The organism is Rhizobium azibense (genome assembly GCF_004342325.1).
In the GTDB taxonomy this organism is placed as follows: Bacteria; Pseudomonadota; Alphaproteobacteria; order Rhizobiales; family Rhizobiaceae; genus Rhizobium; species Rhizobium etli_B.
In genome coordinates this window covers 13,945-33,116 of record NZ_SMBJ01000016.1, presented here as the reverse complement: position 1 = coordinate 33,116, position 19,172 = coordinate 13,945, and the positions used below count along the sequence as shown (strand labels likewise).

Annotated in this window: 23 protein-coding genes; 11 read left to right on the top strand and 12 right to left on the bottom strand. The window is 60.2% G+C overall.

Going from position 1 to position 19,172, the window contains the following annotated elements:
• The first annotated feature begins 2 nt into the window (after nt 1–2).
• The 3 genes from EV130_RS29325 to EV130_RS29315 are packed head-to-tail and all read left to right on the top strand — an operon-like array spanning nt 3 to nt 1,366.
• Nucleotides 3–251 (top strand): hypothetical protein, encoded by a 249-nt coding sequence (locus tag EV130_RS29325; protein WP_132662473.1) that lies wholly within the window; start codon nt 3–5, stop codon nt 249–251.
• Nucleotides 248–919, top strand: coding sequence for a phosphoribosylformylglycinamidine synthase subunit PurQ (purQ, locus tag EV130_RS29320; protein ID WP_132662472.1), 672 nt, complete (start codon nt 248–250; stop codon nt 917–919). The genes EV130_RS29325 and purQ overlap by 4 nt, the downstream gene beginning before the upstream one ends.
• Nucleotides 920–967: 48 nt before the next feature.
• Nucleotides 968–1,366 carry a carbohydrate kinase family protein gene (locus tag EV130_RS29315; RefSeq protein ID WP_074061393.1) on the top strand — a complete coding sequence of 133 codons (399 nt, stop codon included), beginning with the start codon at nt 968–970 and terminating at the stop codon, nt 1,364–1,366.
• Here EV130_RS29315 and EV130_RS29310 read toward each other — a convergent pair whose 3' ends face one another.
• Nucleotides 1,367–1,612 carry a DUF1127 domain-containing protein gene (locus EV130_RS29310; RefSeq protein ID WP_165918592.1) on the bottom strand — a complete coding sequence of 82 codons (246 nt, stop codon included), beginning with the start codon at nt 1,610–1,612 and terminating at the stop codon, nt 1,367–1,369.
• Nucleotides 1,613–1,691: 79 nt separating this feature from the next.
• Between EV130_RS29310 and EV130_RS29305 the strand changes: the two genes are divergently transcribed.
• The 3 genes from EV130_RS29305 to EV130_RS29295 all read left to right on the top strand — a co-directional run bounded on the left by EV130_RS29305 (nt 1,692) and on the right by EV130_RS29295 (nt 5,972).
• The gene (locus EV130_RS29305) at nt 1,692–3,110 is read left to right on the top strand and encodes an aminotransferase-like domain-containing protein (protein ID WP_132554112.1); all 1,419 of its coding nucleotides are present in this window, start codon (nt 1,692–1,694) and stop codon (nt 3,108–3,110) included.
• 374 nt (nt 3,111–3,484) lie between these two features.
• Nucleotides 3,485–5,719: a phosphoribosylformylglycinamidine synthase subunit PurL gene (gene purL / locus EV130_RS29300; RefSeq protein WP_074061395.1), complete on the top strand. Its 2,235-nt coding sequence runs from the start codon at nt 3,485–3,487 to the stop codon at nt 5,717–5,719.
• A 19-nt stretch (nt 5,720–5,738) separates the two neighbouring features.
• A complete protein-coding gene (locus EV130_RS29295) occupies nt 5,739–5,972 on the top strand; it encodes a BolA/IbaG family iron-sulfur metabolism protein (RefSeq protein ID WP_039845020.1) in 234 nt (77 codons plus the stop codon).
• Nucleotides 5,973–5,997: 25 nt separating this feature from the next.
• Here the strand turns inward: EV130_RS29295 and EV130_RS29290 are convergent, their stop codons facing one another.
• Together EV130_RS29290 and EV130_RS29285 are read right to left on the bottom strand one after the other, a co-directional pair.
• Nucleotides 5,998–7,146, bottom strand: a complete 1,149-nt coding sequence (locus EV130_RS29290; protein WP_132554110.1) for a hypothetical protein — start codon at nt 7,144–7,146, stop codon at nt 5,998–6,000.
• Nucleotides 7,100–7,318: a hypothetical protein gene (locus tag EV130_RS29285; RefSeq protein ID WP_132554108.1), complete on the bottom strand. Its 219-nt coding sequence runs from the start codon at nt 7,316–7,318 to the stop codon at nt 7,100–7,102. Before EV130_RS29285 ends, EV130_RS29290 begins: the two co-directional genes overlap by 47 nt.
• Between EV130_RS29285 and EV130_RS29280 the strand changes: the two genes are divergently transcribed.
• The 4 genes from EV130_RS29280 (at nt 7,305) to EV130_RS29265 (ending at nt 10,675) form a co-directional block, all read left to right on the top strand.
• Nucleotides 7,305–7,532, top strand: a complete 228-nt coding sequence (locus EV130_RS29280) for a hypothetical protein (protein WP_074061396.1) — start codon at nt 7,305–7,307, stop codon at nt 7,530–7,532. The two genes, EV130_RS29285 and EV130_RS29280, sit on opposite strands and share 14 nt — an antisense overlap.
• Nucleotides 7,533–7,677: 145 nt before the next feature.
• A complete protein-coding gene (gene grxD, locus EV130_RS29275; protein WP_022715234.1) occupies nt 7,678–8,010 on the top strand; it encodes a Grx4 family monothiol glutaredoxin in 333 nt (110 codons plus the stop codon).
• 139 nt (nt 8,011–8,149) lie between these two features.
• On the top strand, nt 8,150–9,355 hold the full coding sequence (locus EV130_RS29270) for a multidrug effflux MFS transporter (protein ID WP_132662479.1): 1,206 nt from the start codon (nt 8,150–8,152) through the stop codon (nt 9,353–9,355).
• 39 nt (nt 9,356–9,394) lie between these two features.
• Nucleotides 9,395–10,675 (top strand): multidrug effflux MFS transporter, encoded by a 1,281-nt coding sequence (locus EV130_RS29265; RefSeq protein WP_074061398.1) that lies wholly within the window; start codon nt 9,395–9,397, stop codon nt 10,673–10,675.
• A 128-nt stretch (nt 10,676–10,803) separates the two neighbouring features.
• On the opposite strand, the gene EV130_RS29260 is transcribed toward EV130_RS29265, so the two are convergent.
• Nucleotides 10,804–11,052, bottom strand: a complete 249-nt coding sequence (locus tag EV130_RS29260; RefSeq protein WP_165918591.1) for a DUF982 domain-containing protein — start codon at nt 11,050–11,052, stop codon at nt 10,804–10,806.
• A gap of 207 nt (nt 11,053–11,259) precedes the next feature.
• Here EV130_RS29260 and EV130_RS33895 point away from each other — a divergent pair, with 207 nt between their 5' ends.
• Nucleotides 11,260–11,388, top strand: a complete 129-nt coding sequence (locus EV130_RS33895; RefSeq protein ID WP_257788081.1) for a hypothetical protein — start codon at nt 11,260–11,262, stop codon at nt 11,386–11,388.
• 123 nt (nt 11,389–11,511) lie between these two features.
• On the opposite strand, the gene EV130_RS29255 is transcribed toward EV130_RS33895, so the two are convergent.
• The 8 genes from EV130_RS29255 to EV130_RS29220 form a co-directional block, all read right to left on the bottom strand.
• Nucleotides 11,512–12,336, bottom strand: a complete 825-nt coding sequence (locus tag EV130_RS29255) for an inositol monophosphatase family protein (protein ID WP_074061400.1) — start codon at nt 12,334–12,336, stop codon at nt 11,512–11,514.
• Between the two features lie 44 nt (nt 12,337–12,380).
• Nucleotides 12,381–13,250: a tRNA 2-thiocytidine(32) synthetase TtcA gene (gene ttcA, locus EV130_RS29250; protein ID WP_132662469.1), complete on the bottom strand. Its 870-nt coding sequence runs from the start codon at nt 13,248–13,250 to the stop codon at nt 12,381–12,383.
• Between the two features lie 56 nt (nt 13,251–13,306).
• Nucleotides 13,307–14,236 (bottom strand): glutaminase, encoded by a 930-nt coding sequence (locus EV130_RS29245; protein ID WP_074061402.1) that lies wholly within the window; start codon nt 14,234–14,236, stop codon nt 13,307–13,309.
• Between the two features lie 71 nt (nt 14,237–14,307).
• Nucleotides 14,308–14,925 carry a 30S ribosomal protein S4 gene (rpsD, locus tag EV130_RS29240; RefSeq protein WP_074061403.1) on the bottom strand — a complete coding sequence of 206 codons (618 nt, stop codon included), beginning with the start codon at nt 14,923–14,925 and terminating at the stop codon, nt 14,308–14,310.
• 480 nt (nt 14,926–15,405) lie between these two features.
• Nucleotides 15,406–16,914 carry a helicase HerA domain-containing protein gene (locus EV130_RS29235; RefSeq protein WP_132662468.1) on the bottom strand — a complete coding sequence of 503 codons (1,509 nt, stop codon included), beginning with the start codon at nt 16,912–16,914 and terminating at the stop codon, nt 15,406–15,408.
• Between the two features lie 150 nt (nt 16,915–17,064).
• Nucleotides 17,065–17,391, bottom strand: a complete 327-nt coding sequence (locus EV130_RS29230; protein ID WP_132662467.1) for an MmcQ/YjbR family DNA-binding protein — start codon at nt 17,389–17,391, stop codon at nt 17,065–17,067.
• 66 nt (nt 17,392–17,457) lie between these two features.
• Nucleotides 17,458–18,261: a glutamate racemase gene (gene murI, locus EV130_RS29225; RefSeq protein WP_132662466.1), complete on the bottom strand. Its 804-nt coding sequence runs from the start codon at nt 18,259–18,261 to the stop codon at nt 17,458–17,460.
• Nucleotides 18,242–19,072, bottom strand: a complete 831-nt coding sequence (locus EV130_RS29220; protein ID WP_074063179.1) for an RNA methyltransferase — start codon at nt 19,070–19,072, stop codon at nt 18,242–18,244. The genes murI and EV130_RS29220 overlap by 20 nt, the downstream gene beginning before the upstream one ends.
• Between the last annotated feature and the right edge of the window lie 100 nt (nt 19,073–19,172).

The following is a 19,172-nucleotide window of genomic DNA, read 5'->3' as shown; positions in this document are numbered from 1 at the left end:
TGATGGCTGACCTGACGTGGGAATCACTGTTTGAAATCTTGAGAAAAACCCAGTCCGATAGAAAAAAGGGACAGAGGGACAATTGTCGAGATATCAACAGCCTCAGCAACCATATGCGGGCCATGCAGGGCGACACGAAGAACCTGCGTGGCACGATGAGCCAGGTCCTTGATCGCCTGGGCCGCATTGAAAATCGTCACGAACTTCGACAATTGGCAGAAGCACAAGCAAGGTTTGAACCGCACCCATGAAATCAGCCGTCGTTCAACTTCCGGGCCTTAACCGCGATCGCGACATGATCGCAGCGCTGACGAAAATCTCCGGCCACGCGCCGGTGACGATCTGGCAGACGGAAACCGATATTCCCGATGTCGATCTGATCGTTATCCCGGGCGGCTTTTCTTATGGCGATTATCTGCGCTGCGGCGCGATCGCGGCTCGCATGCCGGTGATGCAGGCGATCGTCGACAAGGCCCAGAAAGGCGTCAAGGTGCTTGGCGTCTGCAATGGCTTTCAGATCCTCGTGGAATCCGGCCTGCTGCCGGGTGCTTTGATGCGCAACGCCTCGCTGAGGTTCGTCTGCCGCGAGATTAAGCTTGAGGTCGCCAACGCCAATACAGCTTTCACCCGCGCTTATGCCAAGGGTCAGGTCATACGTTGCCCGGTTGCCCACCACGACGGCAACTATTTCGCGGATCCCGAGACGTTGGCTGAGATAGAAGGCAATGGCCAGGTGGTTTTCCGTTATGCGCACGGCACCAACCCGAACGGATCGATCAACGACATTGCCGCGGTGATGAACGCCAGGGGCAACGTTCTCGGCATGATGCCGCATCCGGAAAACCTGATCGAAGCAGCCCATGGCGGCTCCGATGGACGCGGTCTGTTTGCTTCGGCACTCGACCTGATCGCTGCCTAACCCTTGCCGCGCAAGACGCCTTTAGCAGGTCCACCGGAGCAAAGATTGATGCGCCCTTCCACGAATATCGCCGCCGTTGCGGCGGCAAGCACGCTTTGCATTTTGCTCGCGTCGTGCCAGTCCAGTGCGCCCTCCTCCGGACCGGATCGCAGCGCGCTTTCCACCATGGAGCGCGTCGCCGTCGGGGCCAATTCGTGCTGGTTCAAGTCCGGCGATGCTGCGTTTTCGGCCTACCGCCTTGCGCCGGAACTCAACTCCTTCACCGGCCGCCCGCGAATTCTGGTTGTCCACAAGAACAGCCCGGAAGGCCGCCCGCTGCTCGTCGTTCAGGCAGAAGGCAACCCCGCCCGCCTTCAGGCCTTCGGACCGATGATGTCCGAGCCGGTCTCCACTCGCATTGCTAGCGATGTGACCCGCTGGTCCGGCGGCGGAAAAACCTGCCGCTGATCAATCCCAAAAACGGGACTTTCTGATTTCTTCCGCAGCATCGGCCCGCGAAAGCCCGATGTCGCGCAGCTGCCAATCCGCCATCTCGCGCAAGGCTCGCCGCCCCTGGCGTTTCACGCTCCAGCAAGACAACATTTCCAGGATTCGCGAAAACAGCCCTTGCGCCGACGCGGGTTCCAAAATGCAACGCTCGCCAACGGCAACAATTGATACAATATGCTGGTCGACCTTCTGGTTGATAGACATTGTCATAAAGTCCGCTTCATCACCGATGATTGTTCATACTCTTGACACATAAAGCGTGACAATCTATCAAATTGTTACCATGACAAATTGGCTCCCTGATCTTTCGCGCGGCTCCGGCCCGGTCTACATGCGTCTGGCAGACAGCATAGAGTCAGCCATCGCCAGCGGCGCCCTCCCCGCTGGCAGCAAACTGCCGCCGCAGCGGAATCTTGCCTACGATATCGGCGTGACGATCGGCACAATCGGCCGGGCCTATGCTTTGGTGCACGAACGCGGACTGGTGGCGGGCGAAGTCGGGCGTGGAACCTTCGTGCTTGATCGCGCAGAGACGGCGCCGGGAGAACAGGCCGATCCTCTGACGATTTCGCTTGGAGGCACGCGGGTTCTCGACGCGCCGGCGAACAAGATCCGCTTCGACACGACTGCGGCTCCCGATCTCGGACAGGGCCGCATTATCGGTCAGATCCTCGCCAAAATCGGGGAACAGAACATGTCGGAGATATCCTCTTACTCACGCAACTTTCCGCGAAACTGGTTCCTGGCCGGGCAGAAGTGGCTGGCGCGAAACGGCTGGACGCCGGAGACGGAGAATATCGTTCCCACGCTGGGGGCCCATGCGGCCGCCGTGTCGATCATCTCGGCCGTGTCTTCGCCCGGTGACAAGATCGTTTTTGAAAACCTGAGCTACACGCAGGTGAGCCGCAGCGCCCGCCTGCTGGGCCGGCGGACGGCAACCGTCGATTCCGACGAGTACGGCGTTCTTCCTGATGATTTCGAGCGGCTATGCCAGCAGCAGCATCCCAAGATCGCCTTTCTGATGCCGACCGCGCACAACCCAACCCTTGCAACCATGCCCTATGAACGCCGCGCAGCGATCGCTGCGACGGCGCGCAGACATGGCGTCTGGCTGATCGAGGACGATCTTTATGGCGGTATGACGGGCGACGAGATCCCTTTGCTGGCGTCGCTGGCGCCCGACCGCACCTTCCTCGTCAACGGGCTTTCCAAATCCGTCGCTGCCGGCGTGCGCGGCGGATGGGTCGCCTGCCCGCCGCATTTTGCCCAGCGGATCAAGGTCACGCACAAGATGATCACCGGCGGCTTGCCCTTCATTCTTGCGGAAACCTGCGCGCGCCTCGTCGAAAGCGGCACCGCCCATGCCATGCGCAAGGCAAGCATCACCGAACTTGCCACGCGCGAGCGGCTCGTTCGCGAATTGCTCGAGGGGTTCGATTTCGAATCACATCCGCATGTTCCCTTCCTCTGGCTGAAGCTTCCCGATCCCTGGATGTCCGGCACCTTCAAGAACGCCGCGTTTCGCGATGGCGTGCTCGTCGATGACGAGGATGAATTCAAGGCTTCGCGCGCCGACAAGGTCTATCACCGCGTGCGCATAGGCTTCTCCTCGCCGAAGGACAAGGACGCGCTCAAAGACGGGCTGATCATTCTAAGGAGCCTGCTGGAAGGCGGCGGCTCGGCCTATGTCGGCGAAATCTAACGTCCTCCCAGCCTAAAAGAATGAAATTTCCGGTGGCGGCTCAGGCTGGACTTGCGCGTTATCTTAAGACGAATTCGACGCCTTCGATGGCCGTGTCCGGCCAGGATTGCCCGGCGCAAGCAACGAGCGGTTGATCCCGGCCTTCTGCACGAGACGATTTGAAAGGACTGGATGAGTTCACGCTGCTAGGGAAGGCGCAACACAGGACCTCGTTCAGGCTTGGAAGCGACTCATGCTACCAATTTACCTGAACGCCCGGTCCCAAAGCGCTTCGTCCTCTCTTTGTTGACGGTGGACATTTTCCTGTCGCCTGGCGTCGCTACATAGGTTAAAGACACCGCAAAACGCGCAACGGCAGGGACTTTCGAGAGCTCATGACCATATCCAATACCCGCCCGATCACCCCCGAACTCATCGCCAGCCACGGTCTGAAGCCGGATGAATATCAGCGGATACTGGATCTGATCGGCCGCGAGCCGACCTTTACCGAACTTGGCATCTTTTCGGCCATGTGGAACGAGCACTGCTCGTACAAGTCTTCCAAGAAGTGGCTTCGCACGCTGCCGACCAAGGGGCCGCGTGTTATCCAGGGCCCAGGCGAGAACGCCGGCGTTGTCGATATCGACGACGGCGATTGTGTGGTCTTCAAGATGGAGAGCCACAACCACCCCTCCTATATCGAGCCTTATCAGGGCGCTGCGACAGGCGTCGGCGGCATCTTGCGCGACGTCTTCACCATGGGCGCCCGCCCGATAGCAGCGATGAACGCTCTTCGTTTCGGCGAGCCTGATCATCCGAAGACCCGCCATCTCGTCTCTGGCGTCGTCGCCGGCGTCGGCGGGTATGGCAATTCCTTCGGCGTTCCGACGGTCGGCGGCGAGGTCGAGTTCGACGCCCGCTACAACGGCAACATCCTCGTCAACGCCTTTGCGGCGGGGCTGGCGAAGTCGAATGCCATTTTCCTGTCGCAAGCCAAGGGCGTCGGCCTGCCGGTCGTCTATCTGGGCGCCAAGACCGGCCGCGACGGCGTCGGCGGCGCGACGATGGCCTCGGCCGAATTCGACGAGTCGATCGAGGAAAAGCGCCCGACCGTCCAGGTCGGCGACCCCTTCACCGAAAAGTGCCTGCTGGAAGCCTGCCTTGAACTGATGCAGACCGGCGCCGTCATTGCCATCCAGGACATGGGCGCGGCGGGCCTCACCTGCTCGGCAGTCGAAATGGGAGCCAAGGGCGATCTCGGTATCCTGCTTGAGCTTGACAAGGTTCCGGTCCGCGAAGAGCAGATGACCGCCTACGAGATGATGCTCTCGGAGAGCCAGGAGCGTATGCTCATGGTCCTCGAGCCGGACAAGGAAACGATCGCCAAGGCGATCTTCGTCAAGTGGGGCCTCGATTTCGCGATCGTCGGCAAGACCACCGACGACCTGCGCTTCCGTGTCGTGCATCAGGGTGAGGAAGTCGCAAACCTGCCGATCAAGGAGCTCGGAGACCAGGCGCCGGAATACGACCGCCCCTGGCGGCAATCCGGCAAGCGTGCTCCCCTTCCCGCTGAGCTCGTAGCAGCACCGGACGATTATGGTCAGGCGCTGCTGCAGCTCGTGGGATCGCCGAACCAGTCCAGCCGCCGCTGGGTCTACGAACAGTATGATACGTTGATTCAGGGCAATTCGCTGCAGCTTCCAGGCGGTGACGCCGGCGTTGTCCGCATCGAGGGCCATCCGACCAAGGCGCTCGCATTCTCTTCCGATGTCACGCCGCGTTATGTCGAGGCCGATCCGTTCGAAGGCGGCAAGCAGGCTGTCGCCGAATGCTGGCGTAACATCACCGCCACCGGAGCCGAGCCGCTGGCTGCGACCGACAACCTCAATTTCGGCAATCCGGAGAAGCCCGAAATTATGGGCCAGTTCGTCGAAGCAGTAAAAGGCATCGGCGAAGCCTGCCGTGCACTGGATTTCCCGATCGTTTCCGGCAACGTCTCGCTCTACAACGAGACGAACGGCATCGCGATCCTGCCCACCCCGACGATCGCAGGCGTCGGCCTGCTGCCAGACTGGCAGGCGATGGCACGCATCGGCGGCGCATCCGAAGGCGATCAGTTGATCCTGATCGGCACGGACGGCAGCCATCTGGGCTCCTCGATCTATCTGCGCGATATTCTCGGCAGCAGCGATGGTCCGGCGCCCGAAGTGGATCTCTTCGCCGAGCGTCGCAATGGCGATTTCGTCCGTTCGGCAATCCGCAACGGCCAGGTCACCGCCTGCCACGATATCTCTTCCGGCGGCCTCGCCCTGGCGCTCGCGGAAATGGCGATGGCATCGGGCAAGGGCCTGATGGTGACGCTTGCCGAGGGCAAGGGCGCGCCGCATGCCCTCCTCTTCGGGGAAGACCAGGCACGCTACGTCGTCGCGGTCAGACCCGACGTCGCCGATTTCGTCTGCGCCAATGCCGAAGGCGCCGGCGTGCCCTTCCGCCGCCTCGGCACGCTTGCCGGCAGCGACCTCGTTGTCGATGATCTTTTGTCGCTCCCCATTCAGGAATTGCGCAACGCCCATGAATCGTGGTTCCCTGAATTCATGGATAGCGCAGAGGCACTTGTCGCTGCGGAATGATGCGCAAGGAGTTACGATCATGGCCATGAAACCCGGCGATATCGAAGACATGATCAGGGCCGGGATACCCGGTGCCAAGGTAACGATCCGCGACCTTGCTGGCGACGGTGATCATTACGCCGCCGAAGTCGTGGCCGAAGCCTTCCGGGGCAAGAGCCGCGTCCAGCAGCACCAGATGGTGTATGAGGCCCTCAAAGGAAACATGGGCGGCATCCTGCACGCACTGGCGCTGCAGACATCGGCCCCAGAATAATGGTTCGAGAGCTGAAAATGCCCGGTCACAAGCCGGGCATTTTTTGCAGTCCTCCATCCGCAACAAGTGCGGCAGGCACCGGTCCGGCCGTCAGCAGCGTGAAATCGAAGGTTGCGCGCAGGTCCGGCCCCAGCACGTATTGCCGGTGGACCCGCAGAAAATCCAGCTTGATCTTCTTGTAGTGTTCCGGCGTCAGCATCTGCTTGACGCGGATGAACTGCATTCTTGCCTGTGGGGCGTCCGGATGGCCTGCCGCGGCGACAACCGGCACCTTGTAGAAATGGATGGCGTCGGTCAGGCAGTGGACGTCGAGCCAGAAGACGGATCGGCAGCGCGCGATCAGCCCAACACGGGCGCGCAGCGCTTTTGCCGATGACAGCAGCGCGCATTGCAACACCGCCGAACCAAGCGAAGCAAAGACGACCTGCTTGCCGTCGAAGAGTGCCGGCTCCTTCTCAAGCAGCAAACCGACGACATGCGCAGCAACGCTCGAGCCCATGCTGTGCGACGAGATCACATATTCGTCAGCATCCTCCAACAGCGCCTCGCGCGCCGTAGTCGCACAGCGTTCGAGCCATGCGTCGAACTCGGGCCGATCCATGCGCCCGAGCGCAACCGCCATTTCCCAATCCGCGAAGAGATGCAGTGTGTAGAAGCGTTCGGCGAAAGACAGGAAAAGATAGAAGAAGGCAGCTGCTGCCGGCAGGCTCCAGATCATATGCTGGACATTGAGACCGAAACCCATCGGCGCCAACGCGATCACGGCCATCAGCATGAGGCCGAGTAGCATCAGCACGAATGGAAATGTAAAGAATAGACCGAAGCGCCAGGCATGGCGGAAATAGCCGACCAGTCCCCCGTCCATGATGATGCTGCCGCAGGCGGCAAAGCCGTCGACTATGCGCTTTGCCGCCGGCTTGGCGCTAAGCTGTTCCACCAGCACGTCGTGATCGAAAACATGAATCCTGCTTTCGGTCTGCCAGAAATCGGAGGCGGCGAGCACGTCGAATTTTGCAAATCCGTGGCGATTGTCAATTTCGCCCAACTGCGCCTGGAAGCCCCAGGCCTTTCCGCTCTGCCTGGCGGTTCGCTCGTAGCGCGCCCGGTGGGCCTTGCCGTCCAGCGGCTCAAAACCGGGGAAGTGAAGCACCACCCTTTTCTTGATCAATCTCATAAAATATCTTTCCGGCGAGCTCGGCGCGCCAAATCGCAAAACGCGCATGCATGTGAAATGTGGCGGAAAAAGTTCGCCTGCTGTTGAAGCAGCGCTTGCTAACCGAAAGCATCCGCAATTCAATAGCCATGAAGCGTTTTGGTTGCTGGAGGGACAGAATGGCTGACATCATGAAGGAACTCGTGAGCGGCGTTGTCGAGACCGTTCTCAGGGAAATCCTCAAGAAGACTGCGGTTCGAAACACCACCAAGCGAAAGAAGCGAAAGACACGCTCTTCCACGACCGGCCGCTTCACCCGCACTGCCTCAGCAGCCATTAAACCCGCCCGCAAGCAGGTGAGCAAACGGCGTACCGCCACTTCCCGCAGCAGGCAGCGCAGCCGCTAGGCGTTCCGGCATCGTGCCATCATCTACCGTAAGCATGCTTATCTTTTTTGATTTTGGCGGCTGGAATTTGAGCCGTCACATGCTATTTAAGGCTCACGATTGAAACGGCAGGCCTTTAACCTGCCTGTTGGAAGGATTAGGCCTTATGAGCGGTATAAACGAATTCATCGACAACGAAATCAAGACCAACGACGTCGTCCTTTTCATGAAGGGCACGCCGCAGTTTCCGCAGTGCGGTTTCTCCGGCCAGGTCGTCCAGATCCTCGATTACCTCGGCGTCGACTACAAGGGCATTGACGTGCTAGCCGATTCGGAAATCCGCCAGGGCATCAAGGACTATTCGAATTGGCCGACAATCCCGCAGCTTTACGTGAAGGGCGAGTTTATCGGCGGCTGTGACATCGTGCGGGAAATGTTCCAGGCGGGCGAGTTGCAGCAGCATTTCCAGGAAAACGGCGTGACGGTTCGCGCCGCTTGACAGGTCACCGGGCGTCCGTCCGGTTTCCAAATCTGTTCTAATTCGAGTTCAAGGCGCTGTGCCAACAGCGCCTTGACCTGTTTATGGGATTTTCATCGTGACAGATTCATCTCAAGCCGTGTCCGCGGGCCAGACGCCCATGGGCAAGCGTGAATTCATCGCGCTGGCTGCCTTTTTGATGGCAACCAACTCACTGGCGATCGATATCATGCTGCCGGCTCTGCAGCAGATCGGCTCCAATCTGGGCGTGGAAAGCGAAAACCACCGGCAATTCGTCGTCTCGTCCTATCTTCTCGGCTTCGGTGGCGCTCAGCTCTTCTATGGCCCGATTTCCGACCGCTTCGGCCGCCGCCTGCCGCTTCTCGTCGGCCTGGCAATTTATATCGCGTCCGCGATTGGGATTGCTTTCATACCCTCGTTTGCCGGCTTGCTCGTTCTGCGTTTCATCCAGGGCATCGGATCTGCCGCCACGCGAGTCATCACCATTTCGATCGTCCGCGACATCTACGGCGGCCGGCAGATGGCCGAAGTCATGTCGCTGATCATGATGGTGTTCATGATCGTGCCGGTCGTCGCGCCCGGCAGCGGCCAGATCATCATGCTCTTTGCGAGCTGGCACATGATCTTCGTCTTCATCGCCGCAATGGGGGCGGCAATCGCCGCATGGACCTTCTATCGCCTGCCCGAGACGCTCGATCCGCGCAACATGCGGCCCTTCACGGCGCGCTCGATCCTCAGTGGTTTCCAGCTCGTTCTGACGAACCGCATTGCACTTTGCTATACGCTTGCGACGACCTTCATCTTCGGCTCGCTATTCGGATTCATCAACTCCGCTCAGCAGATCTATGTTGGCATCTACGATCTCGGCGTTTATTTCCCCTTCGCCTTCGCCGCTGTCGCGGTCTTCATGTCGATTGCGTCGTTTCTCAATTCACGCTTCGTCGGCAAGTTCGGCATGCGTCGGCTGTCGCATGGATCGCTGCTCGGTTTCGTCGCCGTCAACACGCTGTGGATGATCGTGCAGGTCGTTGGCCCGCAGCCCATGCCCTTCTTCCTGTTCATCGGCTTCTTCGGCATTGCGATGTTCCAGTTCGGCTGGATCGGGTCGAACTTCAACTCGCTCGCCATGGAGCCCCTCGGCCACGTGGCGGGTACTGCCTCCTCCGTCCTCGGCTTCATGAGCACGATCGGCGGCGCAATCATCGGCGCGGCTATCGGTCAGGCCTTCGACGGGACCGCGTTGCCGATGGTCTCGGGTTATTTCGCAGTGTCGATCATCGGACTCGTCTTCGTCCTGATTGCCGAGAAGGGCCGTCTGTTTCAGCCTCACAATCCGCGTCTCTGAGCGATCCACTTTCCATTTTACATTCACTGGATTTGACGAATGGTCCTGCAGCATAAACCGCACACTGAAAACCAGGGCTCCAGCCGCATCGGCATGGGATTTACGGAATTTGTCATAACCATCGCGATCATGACTGCCAGCATCGCCATGGCAATCGACAGCATGCTGCCGGCGCTTCCCGCCATCGGCCGCTCGCTGAGCGTGACGAGCACCAACGACGCACAACTGATCATCGGCGTCTTCTTCTTCGGCTTTGGTGTCTCGCAGATCGTCTTCGGCAGCCTCTCCGACACCTTCGGCCGCCGCCGCATCCTGCTCGGCGGCCTTGCCGTCTACGTGCTGGCGATGTTCGGCGCGGCACTGATCGGCAGCTTCGAGATGCTGCTCGTCATGCGCTTCGTCCAGGGAATTGGTGGTGCCGCGGTGCGTATCACCACGATGGCGATTGTCCGCGACTGCTTCGGCGGCCGCGAAATGGCTCGCGTCATGTCCTACGTGATGATCGTCTTCATGATCGTGCCGATCGTCGCGCCTTCCGTCGGCCAGCTGATCATCAGCTACGCCGACTGGCACTGGATCTTCATCCTGCTCGGCATCGTCGGCGCGATCCTCTTCCTCTGGGCGCTGCTGCGCCTTAAGGAGTCGCTGCCGGTCGATGAGCGCATCCCGCTCTCTGTCGGCTCGATCATCGATGGCTTCAGGACGGTTCTCACCAACCGCATCACCTGCGGCTATATGATCGGGCTCACGATGTTCACGGGCGTAATCAGCGCCTATGTGATCTCCGTGCAGCAGGTTTTCGGTGAAGTCTACGGCCTGGGCGATTGGCTGCCGGTCGCCTTCGCGGCAACGGCAGGCGGCATTGCCATCGCCAATTTTGCCAACGGCTTCTTCGTGCGCACCTTCGGCATGCGCCGCATCTCGCACACCGCAATGATCCTCTTTACGGTGATTTCGGCATTCGGTTACGTCATGGCGCTCGATGGCAATGTCAATTTCGCGTTGGATTACGCTCTGTTCTCCATTCTGCTGATGATGTTTGCGGTCATCGCCACCAATTTCACGGCAATCAGCCTCGAACCGATGGGCAATCTTGCAGGCACGGCGACCGCCATCACCGGCTTCGTCTCGACCTCCGTCGGCGCGCTGCTCGGAGGAGGCGTCGGCCAGCTTTTCAATGGCACCGTCCAGCCGCTCTTTGCCGGCTTTGCGGTCTTCGGCACGATCAGCATTGTCGCCACGCTCTTTGCCGAAAAGGGCAAACTCTTCACCCACCCGGGCGACAGCCCGCAACCCGAGCCGGGTGCTGCGCATTTGTGAAATCTGGCCGCGTCAGACGCGGGCTGAGACATCATCGCGTTAAAAAATGACTGGCCGCGGGCCGGTAGGCCCCAGTCTTTGCCGGTACCGAACGGATCCCCAATATCAGCGGAACCGATCACAGCGGATCATACAACATATTCCAGGTGCGCCTCGCTGGCGGCGACCAAAAACTTCTTGCGCACCTCAGCGGCCGGTGTCGCATCGTTGAAGGCATCAAGACATGTGACCTCGGCGCGGTAAAGCGCCGGGCCATCGTGGATCGGCCATTCGGTGACCATCAGCTTGTAGGCATCGTGGACCGTTCTGACAACGCGAAAGCGCCCGCCGAGTTTGATCCTGACGGGCTGGAATTTGCCGATATCCTTTTTCCCCATGATGCAGTACCCCACGCAAAACATTCGACTCAACGAATCACCTGGCGACTCGTTCCAGCGCAATCGCACGGGCAGCGAGCAAACTGACGGGCATGCCGCTCGCAATGATGCGGATGCCCTTTATGACGTTCTGTTCATCTGGCGTTCATATTTCTTGTGGCCATCGCCCTTTCGGGCTAGTCTGCCCTGGCAACGATGGAGCAAGAGATGATCAAGACCACCGTCGCGGCTTCTGTATTTGCCGCTTATGCCTTTGCGATGTTCGCAATCGCATCCCTTCCGCAAAACTCGCCCGGCATCCCGGTCGATCAGGTGACGACGAGTTCCACGAACTAAACGCAGCCCGACGCGAAACACCCCGCTTTGAAGCGGGGCGGTATCGTGATCAAATCAGCTTGGGAGGAAATATGTCTCTCCCTCTATGTCGGGCATTGATCGAGGCTTACGCCCCCCAAGGTCTCACACCGTGAAAACTTCCCGCCGCAGCAACTCCCACGACGCCTTGTCCGGAGCGACCAGCAACCCGCCGTCGACGTGATGCGGCAGGTAAGCCGTTCCATCGAAACGCGCCGCATGGGCGCCTGCCTCCTGGCAGATCAGCGTTCCCGCCAGATGATCCCACGGCATCAGCTTGTTGTACATCAGGTAATGCACGTGCCCCGACGCGAATGTCCTGTATTCATGCGCGGCGCAGCGGTAGTTCACGAGAAAGCGTACCTTTGCGAGATTCGAGAGGATTTCCGGACGCTTCTCCTTCGGCAGGTAGCCGGTCGACGCCATACCGACCATCTGTTCCAATGCCACCGGCGCTGCCACGGAAAGCCGCTCCGACTCGCCCTCCGGCCGTCGCAGCCAGGCGCCGCTCCCCTTCTCCGCCATCACCCAGTCGTCGCCCATGGGGTCGTAGATGATGCCCGCAACGGTTTCACCCCTCGACACGACCGACGCCATGACGCCGAAGGCGGGAATGCCGGAAGCAAAATTGAAGGTGCCGTCGACCGGATCGACGACGATCGCAAGATCTGCTCCCTGCAGCTTGCCGAGCAGCGCAGGATCGGCAGCAACCGACTCCTCGCCGATGAAGACTGCACCCGGCCATCGTTTTGCCGCCTCAGCCTTCATCATCCGCTCAGCCTGCTCATCGGCTTCCGTTACCAGGTCAGTCGCCTCGGTCTTGACCCGTACGTCACCGCTGCCAAGCTTTCGGAAGCGCGGCAGTATCTCGGCCTTCGCCGCCCGCCTGAGGAGATCGCAGAGCGTCGTCACGTCAATTGTCGAAGTCATCGCATGTCCTTATTTTGAGCGTAAGCCAGTTACGCGCTCTTCGGTTACGGCTCTGTGACCATCAGGGCGGAGAAATCGAAAAGCTTCGGATCGAGCAGGTGTGAGGGGTTCACATGCGCGAGCGCCCGCAGCATCGTGTCCTTGCGGCCCGGCATGCGTCGCTCGATATCCGCAATCATATCCTTCATCGCATTGCGCTGCAGGCCGTCTTGCGAACCGCAGAGATCGCAGGGGATGATTGGAAACTGCATGGCAGCCGCAAATTTCGCCATGTCGTCCTCGGCGCAATATGCAAGGGGCCTGAGCACCATGAGGTCGCCCTCGTCGTTGAGCAGCTTCGCCGGCATGGAGGCGAGACGCCCGCCATGGAAAAAGTTCATGAAGAAGGTCTCGAGGATATCCTCGCGGTGATGCCCGAGCACCAGGGCATCACAGCCCTCCTCCCGCGCGATGCGGTAAAGGTTGCCCCGGCGAAGACGAGAACAGAGCGAGCAGTATGTCCCGCCCTCCGGTACCTTCTCCTTCACGATCGAATAGGTATCCCGGTGTTCGATGCGGTGCTTCACGCCGATCTTCGTCAGATAATCCGGCAGGACATGCTTCGGAAAGTTCGGCTGGCCCTGGTCGAGGTTGCAGGCGATCAGCTCGACCGGCAGCAGTCCACGCCATTGCAAGTCGAGCAGCAGCGCCAGCAAACCGTAGGAATCCTTGCCACCGGAAATGCCGACCAGCCAGCGCTTCTGACCCTTCAGCATGCCGAAATCGTCGAAGGCTTGGCGAACCTGCCGGAGCAGGCGCTTGCGCAGTTTGTTGAACGAGACGGAATGCGGGGCATCGGCAAAGAGCGTATGGCCGGTCACGCCGTCTTCGGCGGCCTGTCGGAATTCCTCATCGACGTTGGCTGCGATATTCATCGTCCTACCCACTCCAATAATTCTGCATTAGCAGAAAGCCTGGCGTCAACGAAGCATCAATCGCCGAAAACCGACCAGCCTGTGCGCGCTGCAAGCATTTCCAGCGCAACGGCCCCAAGCTGCGAATTGCCCACCTTGTTCAAACCTGGCGACCAGGCGGCGATAGAGGCGACCCCCGGGGCAACGGCGAAGATGCCGCCGCCGACGCCGCTCTTGCCGGGAAGGCCGACATGATAGGCGAAATCGCCCGAGCCGTCGTAATGGCCACAGGTCAGCATCAGAGCATTGATGCGCCGCGCACGCTTCGGCGACACGACCGAATGGCCGGTCATGGGATTGCTGCCGCGGGCTGCAAGGAACAGCCCGGCCTTTGCTAGTTGCTTGCAACTCATAGAGAGCGCGCATTGATGGAAATACACGCCAAGCACATGTTCGACCGGATGATCGATGTTCTTGTAGGCGCGCATGAAATTGGCGAGCGCGAAATTCCGGTATCCGGTCTGCGTCTCTGAGCGCGCCACCTTCTCGTCGATCGTTACCGATTCGTCGTCGGCGAGATAGCGAACGAAGCGCAGCAGCTCACCTATCGCTTCGCGCGGCGCATGACCTGCCATCACGACGTCGGTGACAGCGATTGCCCCTGCATTGATGAAGGGATTGCGCGGGATTCCATGCTCATGCTCGAGCTGGACAATAGAATTGAAGGCTGAACCGGAAGGCTCGCGCCCGACGCGCTTCCAGAGTCCCTCGCCGACCTTGCCGAGCGCTAAGGTCAGCATGAAGACCTTGGAAATGCTCTGGATGGAGAATGGCACGTCGGCATCGCCTGCGCGGTAGATCTTGCCGTCGACCGTCACGACCGCCATGCCGAACTGGTTAGGATCGATCTTTGCAAGCTCGGGGATATAGTCTGCGACCTTGCCCTCGCCGATACGGGGCGCCAGCTCCTTGTAGATGCTGTCGAGGACGGCCTGCAAATCTACCATGGCTTCTCTCCAGAGAACAAAAAAGCCGCCCAGCAGGCGGCTTTTCCGTATGCGAAAACGCCTCGCGTTGATTAACGCGAATAGAATTCGACCACCAGATGCGGCTCCATGACGACCGGATAGGGAACGTCGGAGAGCGAAGGAACGCGGGCGAAAGTCGCAACCATCTTGTTGTGATCAACTTCGATGTACTCCGGAACGTCGCGCTCAGCGAGGCCGACGGATTCCAGGACGGTCACGAGCTGCTTCGACTTCTGGCGAACCTCGATGACGTCGCCGGCCTTGCAACGGTAGGAACCGATATTGACGCGAACCCCGTTCACAGTCACGTGGCCGTGGTTCACGAACTGGCGGGCAGCGAAAACGGTCGGAACGAACTTGGCGCGATAGACGATCGCGTCGAGACGGGACTCCAGAAGACCGATCAGGTTTTCCGAGGTGTCACCCTTGCGGCGGTTGGCTTCGTCGAAGATCGCGCGGAACTGCTTCTCGCGCAGGTCGCCGTAGTAACCCTTCAGCTTCTGCTTGGCGCGCAGCTGCACACCGAAGTCGGAAAGCTTACCCTTGCGGCGCTGGCCATGCTGGCCCGGGCCGTATTCGCGGCGGTTCACCGGGGATTTCGGACGGCCCCAGATGTTTTCGCCCATACGGCGGTCAATCTTGTACTTGGACGATTCGCGCTTGCTCATCGTATTTCCTTTCAGAGTGTTAGGACGGTTCTTTACAAAACCGCGCGAAGGAAACACGCCCTCCTTTGGCCTTCTTTCGAAAGCCCGACAGGACTATCCCATTACGCGAACAGGACAAATCCACGGGACATGTCAAATGAAACACCGGACATTGCTGCCCGGTGCACGCGGTCTTTAGGGGCTCGCCATAAAAATGTCAACAGCGGAGGCGCGTTAAGGGATATCGCGTTTATCGCTATATTCAGCAGTCCATTGATCGCTAGCGCGAACGTCACATCGGTGGATCGAAAACTCCCAGGACAATTGGACGATATTGTGAATTGTCCGCCTGATGTTTGGCAATGCGAGCCGAACTAGAAGCTCATCGAAGATATGAGTTCTGACCGTGCCGGTAATATGACCTTGTAACGTTCGACCGACGCATCACCGAGCCCGTCCGGCGATGGCAAGGCCTTTATCTGTCAAAAAGTCAGCTGTGGGTTATTCCGCCGCCTGACGCGCATCATCAGGCGCATTCGCATCGCCCGGCGCAGTCTGGCAGTTCATATCCGGGAAAGCTACGATGCGCTTACCCGCGAAATCCGTGTGCACGACGATCGTACCCTGTTCCTCGAAATAGCCAAGGAGGCGCCTGGCCCTGCGAGCCGAATGTGTGCCGTAGGCGCGCGCTATGCGGGCGTCGGATGGGCAAGGCTCGCCGCAGACCGCGGCCTTGGCCAGCATCAGGAACACGCCCTGCAGATCGTCGGTCACGCCGGTTGAAAGCGACAGCGCCGTCGCCCAGGTTTCCGTCCCGGCCGTTGCGGCATCGACGCCCGACCGCGAGATTGCCACGTGCCGGCGGAACTCCGGCAGCGACATCGGTGGCCCGGGCATGCGGCGCATGCGCAGCCGCACCAGGAATTCCTGATAGAGTACCGAATCCGTCCGGAAGCTCGAAGCCGGATCGTCGAGGATTTCCCGAAGCACGGCCGTAAGCCGTTCCTCGCGCTCCTCGGCGGTGAGATCCGGATGGTTTGCACGCGCCTCGGCCGGCACTGCCGTCGCAGCGGGCGCGGAACGCGAAAGTTCTGCCAGAATGTCCGTCGTCGGCCGCGGCGCCGGTGTCGCCCGGCGCATGATTGGTCTTTGGAATTCCTCAGGATCAGGCGTAAAGATCAGATCCTCGACATCCCGCGGGGCATCGGGCAGTGGCATCAGCTTCGGGCTCGACGAACGCGCCGACGTTTCCACGGCACCGATCTGGATCGGCAGCGGACGGCGCGAGAGTGCCGGACCGAGGGCCACGAAGTTGCCGCGCTTCAGATCGCGGAACATTTCCGCCTGGCGCCGGTCCATGCCGAGAAGATCGGCGGCACGGGCCATGTCGATGTCGAGGAAGGTACGGCCCATCAGGAAGTTCGAGGCTTCCGCCGCAACGTTCTTCGCAAGTTTCGCAAGGCGCTGCGTGGCAATCACGCCCGCCAGCCCCCGTTTGCGGCCACGGCACATCAGGTTCGTCATGGCGCCCAGCGACATCTTGCGGGCGTCTTCGGAAACATCGCCACCGACCGAAGGGGCAAACATCTGAGCCTCGTCGACGACGACGAGCACCGGGTACCAGTATTCGCGATCGGCATCGAACATACCGTTAAGAAAAGCGGCCGCAGCGCGCATCTGCTGCTCGATGTCGAGGCCTTCCAGCGTCAGGACGCAGGAAACGCGATGCTGGCGGATACGGTTGGCAATGCCGGCAAGCTCAGCTTCGGTCCGCTCGCCATCGACGACGACATGGCCGAATCGGTCGCTGAGCGTGACGAAGTCGCCTTCCGGATCGATGATGACCTGTTGGACCCACCGCGCGGACTGTTCAAGCAGCCGTCGCAGCAGATGCGACTTACCGGAGCCAGAATTGCCCTGAACGAGAAGGCGGGTCGCCAGAAGCTCCTCGATATCGAGCGTCGCCGGGGTGTTCCCTGACGCCATTCCCATATCGATACCAACCTGCAAAGCAATGACCTATTCAGATGAGACTCAATGATACGAAGCGCCATTGTCTTGAAACGGCGCACTTCGGTCTATCAAAGATTTCCGCGGATTTCGCCCACACGATTGCGAAACCCACAGCGAATGCGGATCGTCCCCAACGCGGTCTGGCGCTCATCGCCGGGCCGGCTTCCTAGGCTGCGCATGCGCCCATGCCATGCGCAATGCATTTTCGAGATCCTCCCCGCCCAGCCGCGACAGTTCGGCGGCGGTCCAGCCCCGCCTGCCCCATGCGTTCGGCACCGGCGAGAAGGCATCTGGTAACATCATGCACTTGAATTGCTGTTCGTCGGGCGTGAAATTGAAGTTCGCCATCCGGCCGTCGGCACTGAGCGTGACGTAGATCCGGGCGACCTTGAACGCCATTCGATCGAAATGCGGGGCCACGACCGTGCCTTCCAGTGATAGCGCGATGCGCCGCAAGTCCTCGCCCGTCGCCATGTCACGCCTACCTTCGACATTGATCCGCACGTGCCCAGTACCTATCACGATTGAGTACCGGAAGCGTCACCTGACTTTCAGCCCGAAACCCTGCATCAAGCGTGTCGTGGAGAAATCCGGATTGCCGGTGGTAAAGACCGCAAAGTCGAAATCGTCGGGGTGAACGGAATCGGCCACCTGCGGCACAAGGCTTCGCGCCCGCCTAGCGATTGCCTCCGCCGGATCAAGCCAATCCACGGGCCATGGCGCCAGCCTCCGGAAAAGATTCGCCATGAAGGGATAATGCGTGCAGGCAAGTACGACGATGTCCGTCTTGCGGCCGTCCTTTTCGACAAAGCATTGGTCGATCTCCGTCATGACGGCCTCGTCCGAGACGGCATCACCGCGGATATAGGCCTCCGCCATGCGCGCCAGGTTTTCCGAGCCGACGAGGCGTACATGGCATTGCTGTGCGAAGGACTGGATCAGATCGCGCGTATAGGCGCGTTTGACCGTACCGTGCGTAGCAAGCACGGAGACGAGCCCGGATCGCGTCCGCTCGGCGGCGGGCTTGATCGCAGGCACAGTACCGACGAAGGTCGTCTGGGGAAAGGCTGCGCGTAGATCGGCACCGACCAGCGTGAAGGCCGTATTGCAGGCGATGACGCAGACTTCCGGATCATACTGGCCAAGAAGCCTGCCAAAAAGCGTGATGATACGCTCCTTCAGCGCCTGCTCTTCCCAGCCCCCATAAGGAAATCCCGCATCGTCGGCGATGTAGATGAAGCCGCGTTCCGGCATCAGCACACGGGCTTCGCGGAGCACGGTCAGCCCCCCGATGCCGGAATCGAAGATCAAAACCGGTTTCAGCTCATTCGCCGCTGATGTCATCTTTTGGCTGTTCCTTGGCGTCTGCAGGCGGACGGCTTCCGCGCGGATACTTGCGCGAAAAGCGGTCAAGGGAGGATATCACACCGCGCAGTACGCTGATTTCCTGTTCCGTGAAGGCGCGGCGGGAAAGGACTGCCCGCAGATTGTCCACCATTTTGGGCTTTTTCCCGGCAGGATGGAAGTAATTGCGTGCCTCTAGCGCCTCTTCCAACTGGTCGAAAAGGCCGAAGAGCTGTTCCTTTGTCGATTGCGTCTGCGACATCGCCTGGAACGGCACGGCACCGGCATCCTCCATGCCGGATTTCATCCACTCGTAGGACATCAAAAGCACAGCCTGCGCGATGTTCAGCGAGGCGAAGGCGGGATTGACCGGGAAGGTCACGATCTCGTCGGCGAGAGCCACTTCCTCGTTGGTGAGGCCCCACCGTTCACGGCCGAAAAGGATGCCCGTGCCTTCGCCCGAGCGAAATTTCGCCCGCAGCGTTTCAGCCGCCACCACCGGGGAACGCACCGGCTTGAAGCCATCGCGTTCGCGCGCCGTCGTCGCATAGACGAAATTGAGGTCAGCGACCGCCTGCTCCAAGGTGTCGAAAACCTTCGTGCCTTCGATGACATGATCGGCTTTTGAGGCGGCAGCCTGTGCCTTCTCGTTCGGCCAACCGTCGCGCGGATTGACGAGGCGCAGTTCGGCAAGGCCGAAATTCGCCATCGCGCGCGCCACCATGCCGATGTTCTCGCCCATCTGCGGCTCGACCAGAATGATGACCGGCCCTTCGGCTAAAAGTTTACGCTCGCTGTTCGTGCCTGCCATGAATGCCGTCCTTGCTTTCATGCGGGGAATAGCTTTGCACGATCGAAACGGCAAGGCCCTGCCGCAGGATAGACCTCTGGGAGGCGGCGCCGATCAACTC